Annotated in this window: 13 protein-coding genes and 3 pseudogenes; 12 read left to right on the forward strand and 4 right to left on the reverse strand. The window is 37.8% G+C overall.

Annotation, left to right across the window (positions count from 1 at the left end; translation table 11 throughout):
• Positions 1–45 precede the first annotated feature (45 nt).
• Together ACJ5H0_RS08105 and ACJ5H0_RS08110 are read left to right on the forward strand one after the other, a co-directional pair.
• Positions 46–423, forward strand: coding sequence for a VOC family protein (locus ACJ5H0_RS08105; RefSeq protein WP_411249499.1), 378 nt, complete (start codon positions 46–48; stop codon positions 421–423).
• Between the two features lie 124 nt (positions 424–547).
• Positions 548–1,276, forward strand: coding sequence for a hypothetical protein (locus tag ACJ5H0_RS08110; protein ID WP_172279864.1), 729 nt, complete (start codon positions 548–550; stop codon positions 1,274–1,276).
• 61 nt (positions 1,277–1,337) lie between these two features.
• Here ACJ5H0_RS08110 and ACJ5H0_RS08115 read toward each other — a convergent pair whose 3' ends face one another.
• The 3 genes from ACJ5H0_RS08115 to ACJ5H0_RS08125 form a co-directional block, all read right to left on the reverse strand.
• Complete coding sequence (locus ACJ5H0_RS08115) at positions 1,338–2,264, reverse strand: malate dehydrogenase (protein ID WP_172279865.1); 927 nt, start codon at positions 2,262–2,264, stop codon at positions 1,338–1,340.
• Positions 2,265–2,403: 139 nt separating this feature from the next.
• Positions 2,404–2,955: a biliverdin-producing heme oxygenase gene (locus ACJ5H0_RS08120; RefSeq protein WP_172279866.1), complete on the reverse strand. Its 552-nt coding sequence runs from the start codon at positions 2,953–2,955 to the stop codon at positions 2,404–2,406.
• A gap of 26 nt (positions 2,956–2,981) precedes the next feature.
• Positions 2,982–5,171 carry an ATP-binding protein gene (locus ACJ5H0_RS08125; RefSeq protein ID WP_273648824.1) on the reverse strand — a complete coding sequence of 730 codons (2,190 nt, stop codon included), beginning with the start codon at positions 5,169–5,171 and terminating at the stop codon, positions 2,982–2,984.
• Between the two features lie 336 nt (positions 5,172–5,507).
• Here ACJ5H0_RS08125 and ACJ5H0_RS08130 point away from each other — a divergent pair.
• The 6 genes and pseudogenes from ACJ5H0_RS08130 to ACJ5H0_RS08155 all read left to right on the forward strand — a co-directional run bounded on the left by ACJ5H0_RS08130 (position 5,508) and on the right by ACJ5H0_RS08155 (position 12,568).
• Positions 5,508–6,556 (forward strand): annotated as a pseudogene (locus ACJ5H0_RS08130) (linear amide C-N hydrolase).
• 63 nt (positions 6,557–6,619) lie between these two features.
• Positions 6,620–7,750 carry a porin gene (locus ACJ5H0_RS08135; protein WP_411248763.1) on the forward strand — a complete coding sequence of 377 codons (1,131 nt, stop codon included), beginning with the start codon at positions 6,620–6,622 and terminating at the stop codon, positions 7,748–7,750.
• Positions 7,751–7,769: 19 nt separating this feature from the next.
• A pseudogene (locus ACJ5H0_RS08140) lies at positions 7,770–9,201 on the forward strand (anion permease).
• 17 nt (positions 9,202–9,218) lie between these two features.
• Positions 9,219–9,875 (forward strand): succinate dehydrogenase cytochrome b subunit, encoded by a 657-nt coding sequence (locus ACJ5H0_RS08145; protein ID WP_411248766.1) that lies wholly within the window; start codon positions 9,219–9,221, stop codon positions 9,873–9,875.
• Between the two features lie 11 nt (positions 9,876–9,886).
• Positions 9,887–11,805 (forward strand): annotated as a pseudogene (locus ACJ5H0_RS08150) (fumarate reductase/succinate dehydrogenase flavoprotein subunit).
• Between the two features lie 13 nt (positions 11,806–11,818).
• On the forward strand, positions 11,819–12,568 hold the full coding sequence (locus ACJ5H0_RS08155; RefSeq protein ID WP_411248769.1) for a succinate dehydrogenase/fumarate reductase iron-sulfur subunit: 750 nt from the start codon (positions 11,819–11,821) through the stop codon (positions 12,566–12,568).
• 86 nt (positions 12,569–12,654) lie between these two features.
• Here ACJ5H0_RS08155 and ACJ5H0_RS08160 read toward each other — a convergent pair whose 3' ends face one another.
• A complete protein-coding gene (locus tag ACJ5H0_RS08160) occupies positions 12,655–13,668 on the reverse strand; it encodes a nucleoid-associated protein (RefSeq protein WP_172279874.1) in 1,014 nt (337 codons plus the stop codon).
• Positions 13,669–13,872: 204 nt separating this feature from the next.
• Here ACJ5H0_RS08160 and ACJ5H0_RS08165 point away from each other — a divergent pair, with 204 nt between their 5' ends.
• From ACJ5H0_RS08165 to ACJ5H0_RS08180, 4 genes are all read left to right on the forward strand, one after another.
• On the forward strand, positions 13,873–14,037 hold the full coding sequence (locus ACJ5H0_RS08165) for a hypothetical protein (RefSeq protein ID WP_306613886.1): 165 nt from the start codon (positions 13,873–13,875) through the stop codon (positions 14,035–14,037).
• 6 nt (positions 14,038–14,043) lie between these two features.
• Entirely contained in the window at positions 14,044–14,400 is a 357-nt protein-coding gene (locus ACJ5H0_RS08170; RefSeq protein ID WP_172279875.1) for a DUF7674 family protein, read from the forward strand.
• A gap of 136 nt (positions 14,401–14,536) precedes the next feature.
• Positions 14,537–14,668 (forward strand): hypothetical protein, encoded by a 132-nt coding sequence (locus tag ACJ5H0_RS08175; protein ID WP_262888816.1) that lies wholly within the window; start codon positions 14,537–14,539, stop codon positions 14,666–14,668.
• A gap of 53 nt (positions 14,669–14,721) precedes the next feature.
• Positions 14,722–15,120, forward strand: a complete 399-nt coding sequence (locus ACJ5H0_RS08180; protein ID WP_172279876.1) for a DUF7674 family protein — start codon at positions 14,722–14,724, stop codon at positions 15,118–15,120.
• The last annotated feature ends 13 nt before the right edge of the window (positions 15,121–15,133 follow it).

Here is a 15,133-nt window from a genome sequence, read left to right on the forward strand (position 1 = left end):
AAGCTATGAAAGCATTAAAAAAAAATTGACGAAAACACCAATGTTATTACATGGTTTGAAATTCCGGTCATCAATACGGAAAGGGCGAAAACATTTTATGAAACAATTTTAGATATTAAAATGATCACACGCTCTATTCCGGAAACTCAGGAAGAACTTACCTTCTTCCCTTATAACCCTGATGTTGTGCAGGCTACCTCGGGTAGAATTACAGGAGTTTTATCAAAATCAGAAAACAATCAGCCTTCGGACAAAGGAACATTAGTCTACATCAATGCTTATCCGGAAATCCAGGTGGTCTTGGACAAAGTAGAATCAGCTGGTGGCAGGATCGTAAGTCCGGCGATGAAAATGAATGCAGGCTATATTGCTGTAATTAGAGATACGGAAGGCAACCGAATTGGCCTTCACGCTGAAAAATAAGAGATTACCTAAAAACGCACAAATTGTGCGTTTTTTATTTCTCCCTATCCCATAATACTCATAGCAATGTAACATTTGTTCATTTTCAGTGACTTACTGATTATAACCAACAAATAACTATACTATGAAAACAAGGTTTCTTTCCTGCACAGTTCTCATGATGATATTAGGCAATTCCCTATTTTGTGCACAAGATAAAGTTCAGACTCCTGAAAAGAATGAAGTGATCAATAACTTAATCAAAAATGAAAAAGAAGCAATGATCTGGTATGCCTTAAAGGATGGGGCTAAAATTGAAATTGCTAAGATAAACACAGAAATTACCCGTAGCAATACCACAGTGGATGTAAAAACTACCGTAAAAATGGCTGGTAAGCCAGATTGGGTTGATGAAACCATTGCAGAGCTTCCTCAATTAAAACCAATAAAACATACTTCTTTCAACACACAAAGGGACATGGCTTTACATTTTGGGAAAACAGTAACCGGATATTATACAGACAAAGCAAGCAATACCAAAACCGAAATTAACGAAAAGGGAGAGGGAGGATTTTTCGATAGTAACATCTATCCTCAGATCATCCGGTGGTTACCGCTTAAAGATCATTATAAGACTGATATTGCCATTTTTGACTACAATCCGAAATCAAGCAAGAGGTTAATGAAGGCCCATATTACAGATACACAAAAAGGAACTTTTCTCAATAAAGAGGTCTGGATGGTGAGTGTGACAGATGATATTTCTGACAATGCTGTAAAAATGACTTTTTATATTGACACAAAATCCAACCAGGTTTTGAAACAGGAAATTGATGCGGGTGGAAGAAAGATGTTGATCGAAAGAATTGATTAAAAAGACTACATAAAAAAACGCGCCTTTTGGGCGCGTTTTTTATATATAAAGTTTAATGTAATTAAAACTTCAGATCTCCGTTCACTTCTCTTACCGCTTTAGCAGCCTCAGCAAACTTCAATTGCTCTTCTACAGTAAGTGTTACGTTTACGATCTTTTCAACACCATTTTTACCGATAATAGCAGGAACACCTAAGCAGATATCAGTTTGGTTGTATTCCCCTTCAAGCATCAAAGAACAAGGGATCATTTTTTTCTGGTCACATGCAATTGCCTGAACCATTACAGAAACAGCCGCACCTGGAGCATACCAAGCTGAAGTTCCTAATAATTTAGTTAATGTAGCTCCACCAACTTTCGTTTCTTCAATTACATATTTTTGTTGATCAGCATCAAGGAATTCAGTTACAGGAACTCCGTTTCTTGTCGCTTTGCTCAATAATGGAAGCATTCCTGTATCACTGTGAGCAGCGATTACCATTCCGTCTACATCAGAAATAGGGCTTTCCAATGCTTCAGCCAATCTGTATTTAAATCTGGCAGAATCCAATGCACCCCCCATTCCAATGATCTTATGTTTTGGAAGACCGGAAGTTTTGTGTACTAAATATGCCATTGTATCCATAGGGTTAGAAACTACAATGATGATTACATCAGGAGAATGCTTTACCAGGTTAGCAGTAACGTCTTTTACGATTCCTGCATTAATTCCGATCAATTCTTCTCTTGTCATTCCAGGTTTTCTTGGAATCCCTGAAGTGATTACTGCTACATGAGATCCTGCAGTTTTGCTGTAGTCTCCTGTTGTTCCCGTAATTTTGGTATCAAAACCGTTAAGCGACGCTGTCTGCATCAAATCCATTGCTTTACCTTCAGCAAAACCTTCTTTAATGTCTACTAAAACTACCTCTGAACAGAAGTTTTTCATAGCGATGTATTCTGCACAGCTTGCTCCTACAGCGCCTGCACCTACTACAGTTACTTTCATAATGTATACTTTTTAAAATTATTTATTTTTAGTTCAGTCTAAAAATTTGACTCCCAAATTTAACAATTCCTGAAAAATTGAGCAATCTTTCAGGAAGTTAATTATCTGCAAAGGATATATTTGGATTTCAGACCGGAAATTAATTTACGTTCAGTAAAAAAGTGTATAATTTTTTGGCTCCCGATAATACCTCGTTGTAGTTCTCTTCAGAAACTTCAGTATCCAGAACCTCTTTAAAGTTTTTCCACATGGGTCCTGTGTTCTCCTGATAACAACCGAAGAAATTGAAAGTTACCTCATCAAAACCCTCCGTTTTAGAAAGTTGTTTCGCAATAACATTTCCTCCCAATGTAGAACCTTCAATTACATACATCATTCCTAATGCCTCATGCTCATTATTTACCTCAAGCCTCTGGGATGTCTTTTGGTTTTCCAAAGCAAGACTTTCCAGATCTTTTTCGATAAGGGGAAGTTTTACTCTCTGTTCCAATTGAAGTTTATCACCAAACTTGTCATGAAGGCTGTTGAAAATTTTATCTTCAGAATGCAAAAGCATCAGGTAATTCGTATGAATGATTTTTTTATAATCTTCTAAAGTAAAGGTCTTATTAAAAATCTTTTCAGAGTTAAAAAGTTTCTCAGCAGCATCGTGATATTCAGCTGTATTTTGTTTAAGATATTCAGATACCATAATATGGATTTAAAAGTTCCTCAAATTTAGGGCTTTTTAAACGTTAAAATGAAAGAAGTACCCTCTTTATCACTTTTATAATCCACATTCCCTCCTATTCTCTTCATAATCCTATGAACAATAGACAGCCCGATGCCATTCCCCTTAAACTTCTTGGCATTATCCATTCTGTTGAAAATCTTAAACATTTTATGCTTTTCCTCTTCAGGAATTCCGATTCCATTGTCTGAAATTTTATAAACAACCGTTTCTCCCACTTCCTGCCCTTCGATTTTTACTGTCGGTTGCTCCTGATGAGAGGAGTATTTTACGGCATTATTAATGATATTTAAAAATACCTGGTGCAACATGGTTTTATCTGCCAGGACCTCGGGAGCTTCCTTGATGATAATCTCTGTTTTCGGGCTATCGAAAGTGATTCTGGCATTTTCAGAAATTTTTTCGATTGTCTGATGAGGCTGCAGGCTTTCCAGTTCAATTTCACTGTGCTTTGCACGACTCAGTTGAAGGACATCATGCATCATCTCTGCCATATTATCAATTTCTTCGATAATAGACTTTAGCTTGTTTTTTTCCTTTTCGGACTTGTCAAAATTAGACAGAAGCATCTGGGCATTAAGCTTCATTACGGTAAGTGGTGTTCCCAGGTCATGAGAGATGGTATAAGAAAAACTGTCCAGCTCCTCATTTACCTTTTTAAGCTGGTCATTCAGCTGTTTTATGGTGTTATATTGCTTGTGGGATGTTTCTAAAATTACATCACGGACCACCTGTACTCCGCTTATGTTTCTGGAACTCCATCGTTTGGAATTACCTTTAATGTTTTCCTTAAATACTTCAAAAGATTTTCTTGGAGAAACGATCTGCTTTTCCTCCCCGTTTTGAACGAAAACATCAACCTTCTTTTCAGGATTTCCGGCCCAATCTATATGTTCGTCAAATTCCCGGCGGAACCAGATCAACATTTCATTCTTAACCCGGTCTATGAAGTATATGATAATCCCTGCACTATCTTTGTCGAGTTCCAGATCATTACCGTACTCTTTCAGGAAACTGCGGTTAATGTAAATACTTTCATCTGTGTTTTCGTAAGCCCAGTTTACTATTTTCTGAATAACTGCGTGGGCTGGAGTAATTCCTGTTTTTACAATATTGTCATCCGAAATAATTGCCAGACCATCTGCTTCCGCAATATTCATAATTTCTTTCCTGTTCTGAACCAGAGAGTCGAATAAAGAATTTTGTTTCAGAAACTCTGTTTTCAGAAATGCAGATTTTTCATTCAAATCCAGGCGATACTTCAGTTCTCTTTTGGTTTTAAAAGACGAATAGGCATTAGATGCCAATGCTGTAAAAATCCCTGCCTGAACGCGGTCTTCCAGATCTATATGTTTAGGTTCGGTATTCTGACAGGTTACCAATCCCCATAGCTTATCATCGATAATGATGGAAACACTAAAACTTGAAGAAGCTCCGGAGTTTTTGATATACTGCCCATGAATAGGCGACATTCCACGTGACGCAGCGAATGTAAGATCTATATTTTGTTGTATTTTGCTTAAAATAGGAACAGTTTCAGAATATACATTACTGAAAATCCTCTTTCTTTTTTTAAGATACAGTTCCCTGGCCTGTCTTGGGATATCCGTTTCAGGATAATGCAATCCGAGATAACTATGTGTACCATTACTTCTTTTTTCAGCAATCACCTTTCCCGAACCATCGGTCATAAACTTATACACCATCATTCTGTCATAATTCACAATTTTAGAAAGCGTGTTTAAAAGCTGATCCCAGATTTCCTGAGCATTGTCTATAATATAAAAGTTATCGTACTTATTGGATATCCGCTTATTGGGATTTTCAATAACCTTCTCAAATTCTAAAAAGATGCGGCCGCTATTTCGGAAAACAGAAAAATGATATTCCGTTCCGTGGATGAATATTTTATCGAAATACGTCTCATTTTCTCGTCTTGTAAACGTATTCAGTGAATTATAAATCTCTGATTCTATAATACTTTGGAAGCTTTCCGGAAAATCACTGATCTTTTTATCGAAAAGGATGTTTACATCTTCGATAGCAAATATATCCCTTATATTTTCACTGAAAAAAGTAATGAAGTGAGATTCTGCATCAATGCCAATCAGGTATCCAAAACTTTGTACATACCCCGGAATATGGATGGGTTCTTCGTGACATTCTACAAAATTCATAGTATTCTAAAATCAATCAAATATAACGATTTTTTTGATGAAATATTACTTTGTGGTATCTAAACCTTTTATAAATTCAACTATTTAAATAACAGCACATTAGAATACAATCCATTGTTATTAATATAATAAATTTTGTTAAGAAAATCACAATTTTTTTCATAAAATTAAAGGAAAATGATTATTAACATCAAACTAATATTAAATTAAAATAATTCTAATAATTAAGTAAAATTCACTAGTTTTATATCACCAAAACATGAAAACATAAATAAATAATCAAATATTTTTAAAAGAAATATATTATTTATTTACCTAACACTCAAATACATCAGTATGAAAAAATTATTTATAATCCCTCTTATTTCCTTTTTTCTACCTGGACTCATTAATTATTCCGAAGCTTGTACAAGAGTCGTTTATAAAGGTCCTGATAACACAGTTATCACTGCCCGGTCTATGGACTGGCGTGATGAAATTGCAGTAAATTTATGGGTACTCCCGCGAGGAATACAACGTGACGGCGAAGTTGGTGCAAAATCCGTTAAATGGACCTCTAAATATGGCAGCCTTATCAGCACAGCATGGGATATTGCAACCGCTGACGGAATGAACGAAAAAGGACTTGTTGCCAATGTACTATGGCTGGGGGAAAGCCAATATCCGAAATTTAATCCCAAGGGACGCGAGAAAGGCATTTCCATTTCGATGTGGCCCCAATATTTCCTCGATAATTTTGAAAATGTAAAAGAGGCTGTCGATTATATGAAAAAAGAACCGTTCGTTGTTGTAAGTGATTATATCCCGGGAACTGAACGATTTACCACCCTTCATTTATCTTTATCAGATGCTTCCGGGGATAATGCTGTTTTAGAATACATCGACGGAAAACTGGTTATCCATCATGATCCGTCTTACACTGTAATGACAAACTCCCCTGTTTTTGATCAGCAACTCGCTTTAAATAATTACTGGAAAGGAATCCCGGGTACTATTATGCTTCCCGGAACCAATCGTGCAGCAGACCGTTTTGTAAGAGCTTCTTATTATATCGATGCGATTCCTAAAACTTCTGATACCCGCTCTGTGCGGTAGCAAGTGTTTTCAGTGTGATCAGAAATTGTTCGGTACCATACGGTATAAGTTCAGAAACAGAACCTAATATCTCTTCAACAAGATGGCGTTCTGTCTCCGACCATAAAAATCTGGTTTACTACTTCGAAACCGTATTCACTCCCAATACCTTTTGGGTAGATCTTAAAGAATTTGATTTCAGCCCCAAAGGAAAAATATTAAAATTAAACCTTGATAATTTTAAAACCTACAACGGAAAAACCAATAAAGACTTTGTAGAAAGCAAGCCTTTTAAATTCCTGGGACTGTAGATCCTTTTCAATCTTTAAACTCAATATAAAGCACTATGACCTTTTTTTCACTAAAAAAAAAGAATGCAATTACTTTGCCTGATTGTCTTCTCGATATCAGTAAGCGGGCAGGTGAAAGACTCTGCACAGACCCAACCGGAAGAAGATAATGTAAAATATCCTCAGCTACAGATTAAAGGACTTTTTCAGGCGAGATATCTTGTTGGTATGACCAAAGATGTCGATGTAAACGGACTTCATCATGAAGACGGATCCGGAACTGATAATAATTTCATGCTCAAATACATGAGGGTACAGGTAAGAGCACAGATCAGCAAACGCACTGAAGTGGTCGTATTGGCTAATCTGGCAGATTTCAAAAATGATCCTAAAAGCAGGGTTCTTGAAAATGCTTATTTGAAATACACTTTCAATCCTAAACTTGCCATCACTGTCGGGCAATTCCGTCCGTGGTTCGGGATTGAAGAAACCTACCCTATAGACATCATCAAGTCTTTGGACTGGTCCAATCAGTATACCGAATTCGGAAAATTGGGATGGACAAGTTTCCAGATAGGGATGTCTGCTACCGGGCAGCTTGAGCTGGGAGAAATACCTTTCCAATATGCGGTTTCTGTAGTTAATGGTAATGGAAAGAATCAGGTTAATGATAACGACAACGGAAAACAATATTCAACCCGCCTGGTATTCGGGCTTTTAAAAAAATACAATTTTAACGTTGGTTTAAATGGAGGCATAGGTGAAGTCTTTGGTAAAAAGGTTTACGCCCTTGGAGTTGACCTCAGCTCATTGGTTACTTTTGATCCTAAATGGAGCCTCGATATGCAGTTGGAGGCGAAACAGGCAACAAATCATGTTTTGTATAATTCAATAACACCCGAACAAAGGCCCGACAATCCGGACAATTATCTGATTCGTGGCATTTATTTTTTACCAAACTTAAGATATGAAATCAACCATAGAAACCTCAGCGCCTTCGAATTATCCTGCCGGTATGAATACCTGGACACCAATTTCAGGATGAACTCCAATCCCCGGCAAACGATCACTCCGATGTTTGGTTTAGAGTTTCTTAAAAACTATGGCGCAAGAATTCAATTGGGTGTACAGTTCGACAGATATAAAAAACAGATTGAAAATACCTCACAATACAATAATAATCTATTCATCGTTCAGGTGCAAAGTAGATTTTAATCATTAACACATTACTACTATGAAAGAAATAAATATCAAGAATGTCGCAATAACTTTTGCTGTTGCCCTTATCATCTGGTTTATTCCTGAGCCCGATGGTGTTACCGCAGATGCGTGGCACCTTTTTGCCATTTTCGCGGCAACAATTTTAGGAATCATTCTAAAAGCGGCTCCTATGGGAACCATGTGTATGATGGCTATCGGATTCACTGCACTAACCCAGGTAATTGCACCGGGTGATGCGGGAAAATCAATCACTAAAGCACTCTCCGGCTTTGGAGATAAAGTGATATGGCTGATTGGGATCTCATTTTTTATTGCACGGGGATTTATAAAAACCGGCCTGGGAAATCGTATTGCTTTTTTATTCATAAGGATTTTCGGTAAAAGTTCCCTTGGGCTGGCTTATGGTCTGGGATTAGCGGATGTCTGCCTGGCTCCCGCTATCCCTAGTAATACCGCACGGGGAGGAGGTATCATCTACCCTATTATGAAATCCATGGCTATCAGTTTTGATTCTGTTCCGGAAAAACCGGAAACCCACAGAAAGCTAGGGGCATTCTTAACGCTGAACAGCTATTATATGAACCTGATCGCTTCCTCTATGTTCTTAACAGGAACCGCCAGTAATCCGATGTGTCAGAAATTTGCAGCCAATCTGGGCATCAACATCACTTGGATGTCATGGGCTGCTGCTGGTTTCCTGCCTGGTTTGGTTGCCTTTTTTGTAGTTCCGTTAGTACTCTATAAATTGTATCCACCGGAATTGAAAAAAAACAGGTGACGCTCCTAAAATGGCTGCTCAAAAGCTTAAAGACATGGGGCCTATTTCAAGGAACGAATGGCTGATGCTATTGGCATTCTTCATTTTACTGGCACTCTGGATATTTGGCGGAGCACTTTCAATTGATGCTACTACAACCGCTTTTATAGGATTAACCTTACTGCTTCTGACTTCTGTCCTGACATGGGAAGATGTAAAGTCAGAGAAAGGAGCCTGGGATACCATCGTATGGTTTGCCGTACTGGTTATGATGGCAAGCTCACTGAATGAACTCGGCTTTATCGGATGGTTCAGTGACCTGATCAAAGTGAAAATCGGTGGACTGAGCTGGCAGGTGGCCTTTCCAGTAATTATTGTTGTATACTTTTTCAGCCATTATATTTTCGCCAGTGCTACTGCCCATGTCGCTGCCATGTACGCCGCATTGTTAGGTGTAGGGGTTGCCGTGGGGATACCACCAATGTTACTGGCCATGATGCTCGGTTTTCTGGGTTCTATTTATGGGGTACTTACGCATTATGGCCACGGTCCTGCTCCGGTATTTTTCGGAAGCGGCTATGTAGAACTGAAAGCCTGGTGGCTTCGCGGTTTGGAAATAGGAATTGTACTTCTTATTATCTACATGGTAGTAGGTGGCCTATGGATGAAAGTATTGGGATATTATTAAAATAAAAAACAAAAATTATGCTGTCTACCTTGTCAAGAAAAATGCTGATGTGCCTCACAGGATTGTTTCTGAGTTTTTTCTTGCTGATCCATTTCCTGGGAAATCTTCAGCTGTTCCTGCCGCAGGAGCAGGCACATTTGCAATTCAATGCCTACTCTCACTTCCTTTCGGGTAATATTGTAATCAAAATCGTTTCTTATGTCCTGTATGCAAGTATTATTCTTCACGCAGTAGATGGTTTAATCATCACTTTAAAAAACAAAAAATCGGGCGGACGTTATTCTGCCGACAGACGCGGAAGAGCAAGCAAGTGGTATTCCCGGAATATGGGAATATTGGGAACTTTATTACTGATCTTTCTGGTGATCCATTTTCAGAACTTCTGGTATATATATAAATTCGGTAGTCCGCCATTAGACAATAACGGGAATAAGGATCTTTATATACTGGTGGTGACGGTATTTAAAGAATGGTGGTATGTGATCATTTATGTAATTTCCATGGCTGCCCTATGCTATCATCTTATCCATGGGATCTATAGCGCAGTAAGAACATTGGGACTTTATCATCCGAAGTTTGTAAAATGGTTTAAGACCATAGGAATTGCTTATTCAGTCATAATCAGCATTGGATTTGCGCTCATGCCTGTTTATGTTTTCTTTACCGCTAATTAAAAATAAAACCGATGAAGTTAGATTCTAAAATACCCCAGGGACCATTAGAACAAAAATGGGCTCAATATAAAAAAAACGGCAAAACTCGTTAATCCTGCAAACCGTAAAAAGCTGGATGTTATCGTAGTCGGAACAGGGCTGGCAGGAAGTTCCATAGCTGCATCTCTTGGAGAAATGGGCTATAATGTAAAATCATTCTGTTTTCAGGACAGTCCGAGAAGAGCCCACTCCGTAGCAGCTCAGGGAGGAGTAAATGCTGCTAAAAATTATAAAAATGATGGAGACAGTGTTTACAGAATGTTTGTGGATACCCTCAAAGGAGGAGATTTCAGAGCTCGTGAGGCCAATGTATACCGCATGGCTGAATGTTCGTTAAACCTTATTGATCAGGCAGTAGCGCAGGGAGTTCCTTTTGGCAGGGAGTACGGAGGCTACCTCAACAACCGGTCTTTTGGCGGAGTACAGGTAAGCAGAACATTCTATGCCAGAGGTCAAACCGGTCAGCAATTGCTTCTGGGAGCATATCAGGCATTGATGAGGCAGGTTGGTAAAAATACCGTACAATTGTTTTCCAGACATGAAATGCTGGATCTTGTGCTCATTGATGGCAAGGCAAGAGGAGTTATTGTAAGAAATTTGGATACCGGCGAGATTGAACGGCATTCTGCTCATGCTGTTGTATTAGCCACCGGCGGATATGGTAAAATTTATTACCTCTCCACACTGGCCATGGGATGTAATGGCTCAGCAATCTGGAGAGCCCATAAAAAAGGAGCTTTAATGGCTTCACCAAGTTGGATACAGGTTCACCCGACATCATTGCCCCAATCCGGAGATTATCAATCCAAGCTGACCCTGATGTCCGAATCTCTCCGTAATGATGGAAGGATATGGGTTCCTTTAAAAAATAATGAAACCAGATCACCAAATGATATTCCTGAGAATGAACGGGATTATTATCTGGAAAGGCGGTACCCTGCTTTTGGCAATCTGGCACCAAGGGATATTTCCTCCCGGGCTGCTAAAGAAAGAATTGATGCCGGATTCGGTATCGGACCTCTTAAAAATGCAGTATATCTTGATTTTTCCAAAGCAATTAAGGAACAGGGCAAAGAAAAAATTAAGGAAAAATATGGAAACCTGTTCGACATGTATTTAAAAATAACCGGATATGATGCTTATAAAGAACCCATGATGATCTCTCCTTCTGCCCACTTTTCTATGGGCGGATTATGGGTAGATTATGAGCTCATGACAACCATTCCGGGGCTGTTTGCTCTGGGAGAAGCCAATTTTGCAGATCATGGAGCCAACAGACTGGGCGCCAATTCCCTTCTTCAGGCTTCCGTAGATGGCTATTTCATTGCTCCGTATACGATCGCAAATTATCTTTCCAATGAAATCCATACCGGAAAAATATCAACCGATAACCTGGCATTTGAGAATGCAGAAAATGCCGTTAAGCAACAGATTGAACACCTTATCAATATCAAAGGGAACAAAACCGTAGACTACTATCATAAAACCCTGGGCAAACTGCTTTATGATTATTGTGGATTAGCAAGAAATGAAGCAGGCCTGAAATATGCCATTGAAGAAATAAAAAAAACTGAAAGCAGAATTTTATCAAAACGTAAGAGTTTCCGGTGATGAAAACCACATGAATACAGAATTGGAAAAAGCCGGACGTGTTGCAGATTATTTTGAAATCGGTGAACTGATGTGCTACGATGCCATCACCCGAAACGAATCTTGTGGAGCCCATTTCCGCGAAGAATATCAGACTCCCGATGGAGAAGCTCTCAGAAATGATTCTGAATTTCAGTTTATTTCTGCCTGGGCATGGAAAGGTGAAAATCAGGAACCTGAATTAATTAAAGAACCGCTTGTATTTGAAGAAATACAGCCCACTGTAAGAAGTTATAAATAAAAAAAAAGAAATTATGGATTTACATCTTAAAATATGGAGACAGAAAGACAGAAGCACGGAAGGAAAGCTCGTAAATTATGATTTAAAAGATCTCAATTCCCACATGTCTTTTCTCGAAATGCTCGATACACTTAATGAAAAGCTGATCATAGAAGGAGAAGAACCGGTAGAATTCGATCATGACTGTCGTGAAGGTATTTGCGGACAATGTGGAATCATGATCAATGGCCTGGCACACGGTCCCTTAGAAAACACGACCACATGCCAGCTCCACCTGCGTTCTTTTAAAGACGGAGAAACTATTGTTATAGAACCTTTCCGGGCGGAAGCATTTCCGGTAAAAAGAGATTTAAAAGTTGACCGCTCGGCTTTTGACAGAATTATTTCTTCGGGAGGTTTTGTTTCCGTGAATACGGGACAGGCTCCGGATGCCACGGCCATTGCAGTTACTCACCAGATTGCCGAAGAAGCTTTTGATTCCGCGGCCTGTATCGGATGCGGAGCTTGTGTAGCCACTTGTAAAAATGCGAGTGCAGCATTGTTTACCTCTGCAAAAATAAGCCATATGGCACTTCTTCCCCAGGGAAAAGAAGAAAGGAGCGAACGGGTGATTAAAATGGTTCAGCAGATGGATAAAGAATTATTCGGTCATTGCTCCAACACAGAAGCTTGTGAAGTGGAATGCCCTCAGGGAATATCAGTCCTTAATATCGCGCGTATGAACTATGAATACAGCAGGGCTTTATTTTTCAGAAAAAAGTAAATAAAAAAAGCAAAAGGACAAAAAGGTGAATTTTCTTTTTCGTTATTCTACCCTTTTGCCCTTTTACATCTTATGTTTTAACTTCCTTAGACTTCCTTATCAAAGTACAGCATATAATACTTTCCTTTTTCATCCTGTCCCTGTTCCAGCATCTTCCGGTCACCATGAATGTAGATATGAAAATTTTTATCTAATTTGATAATGCTTTTAAAATGTCGTTGTGTCTTTTTTACAGCCGCTTCACTGATCGGAAATTCTTCAGCAATATTGATCTGCATATCCTGTTCATAATCTGTTTTAAAGTTAACAAAACTCTCAATCACGTGTTCATCACCAAGTACCTCACTTGCAAAATCATCAAGCTTAAACTCTTCTTTTTCTTTAAAGAAATTGATGGATTTATTCAGAAAGTCAGCCTGATCCGCTTTAGAAACCTCAAATTCCTGAGGAAGCTGCTTGGTAATATAGTCCTTGTACACCATTAAAGCTTCCTGGGTATGGAAATACTCATCATCACGCTGCTTTACTTTAAGAAAATCCTCAAACCAGTAATACATATCACCGTTCTTGTTATTATCCACTACAGATAAAACATATCCGCTTTCTTTGTTATTATTATAGATCAAAGCTGCCTTATCAATTTTTGACAAGCCAATACCCTGATCTTTTTCAAGTCCAAAAGTTTCTTCCTGAGGAAATATTTTTAAGAAAGATTCTCTTTTTTCAGTCTTAAAAATACCTATTTTATCCACTTTCTCATCGCCTTCCCTTTCATCTTCAAAGAAAACAATAAACAATTCTCCTCCCTGCACTCTCGGATTTTCAGCAGCTTCAAAAAGGTGTTTGGCAATATTCTCCGATTCCCATAGAAATTTGGCCTTATCCTCAAAAATTTCTGTTACAGAACTGTAAACAGGATTATTGACAAGATAAGTATCACTGTAAAACTGGTACGTTTCTTCTGTTTTAAAAGAACCTAGAAAGTAATCTTCCAGCATTTCTGCCATCCCTTCTTCCAACTGCAGCTCTTCCTGGGAAAGTGTTAAAGACTCACCGTTGATCTTATTTCCTACTCTGTGTACTATAATTTTTGAAAACATTTTTGATTTTTATGGATTGCAAAGATATTAATAATATCAAATACCGGACAGCATTTCATTCTGATAATAACCTTATCATTTTGAAAGGTTTTCTGGCTGCATAAACATCAGTAATATTAGTTCAATAAATTGATATACAGCATATTAAAATAAAAACATTTTCAAAGGAACACATTTGGCATCACCATTCTCAAAACATAAAAAATGGACTTAAAAACCTTAAACAGAATAGACCGGCTGCGAAGATTAAAAAGCAGAGGACCGAAAACCCCGAAATGGATGAAGCCTTATCACTTGCTATTCATAGCATTTCTTGTACTCTTTATTTTCGGAGGATTTATCAGATTTTTAGAACAAAACCATTATTAAATAAATATGAATTACTTACAGGCCGTTCAGGAAATTACAGAAGTTATTCCTGATATACAGTACGAGTTGGATGAGCACAAAACACAAAGTTCTTATTATGCCATGAGCACTTTTACAGATCATATCAAGCGAATGATTCGTCAAAATGAAAGGACACTCCTTTTTAAAAGTTTAAAAAAGATGAGTAACATCTATAAAAACGGAGATGCTATGCTTAAGAATGCTATAGAATGTACTTTTATTTATTCCCTCGATAATGTCACTATCCTTTGTAATGAAGAATACCGGAAAGCAATCTTTAGCCACATGTCCAGGGATTTGCAAAAAATATATGCCAAGCAGATTTACAATCATGGCATATAATGACAGCATTTATCATCAGAAAAAGAATCCTTTTGTCACTTTAAGGAGATTTTCCGTGGAAAACGGTTGATAAAAACCGGCCATCTTATTTTTTTATTACATTTTTCAGGTATTTCATTACACAATTATCATCACTATGAAGACAAAAATCAGAAAACAATTCGACTGGAAACAGTGGAAAGAAGCGAATTCCAGACACAATATCGAAATATTGGCAACTCATATTGCTTTAATAATCGGAGTATTTATTGTTGCATCATACTTATAAGTTTGGTATAATTTTGGCGGCAATAAAAGTGTTTGAAAAATAAAATATTATTTATGATGAACGAGCCAATGCAAACTATTAATGAAGAGACAGCTGTAGAGTATTTAAAATTTTTCTATCCCACTCTTAGAAGTGAAATTACTCAATTATCAATGCAAAAAAATTTCGCCGGTATTATTCAATCCACGGTAAATTACCTGAAGAACCTCTTACGGGAATCCAAGATTAATATTATCGGCCATCATATCAAATTGATGGAAGGAATTTACCGTAATGCGGATACTTATGTTAAAGATATTATCGAAAATCTTTTCGTAAGATCATTTGAAAGCTTTAAAAAGCATACTAAAATACAACACTGGAATGCGATCTTTCAGTATATGCCGGTTAATTTCCAGGAAATTTACCTGGAACAGCAGAAAAAAGATCAGATATTTTTTGGTAAAAAATAAATAGCAAAATGCC

The sequence above is a fragment of the Chryseobacterium proteolyticum genome (assembly GCF_046591535.1).
In the GTDB taxonomy this organism is placed as follows: Bacteria; Bacteroidota; Bacteroidia; order Flavobacteriales; family Weeksellaceae; genus Chryseobacterium; species Chryseobacterium proteolyticum.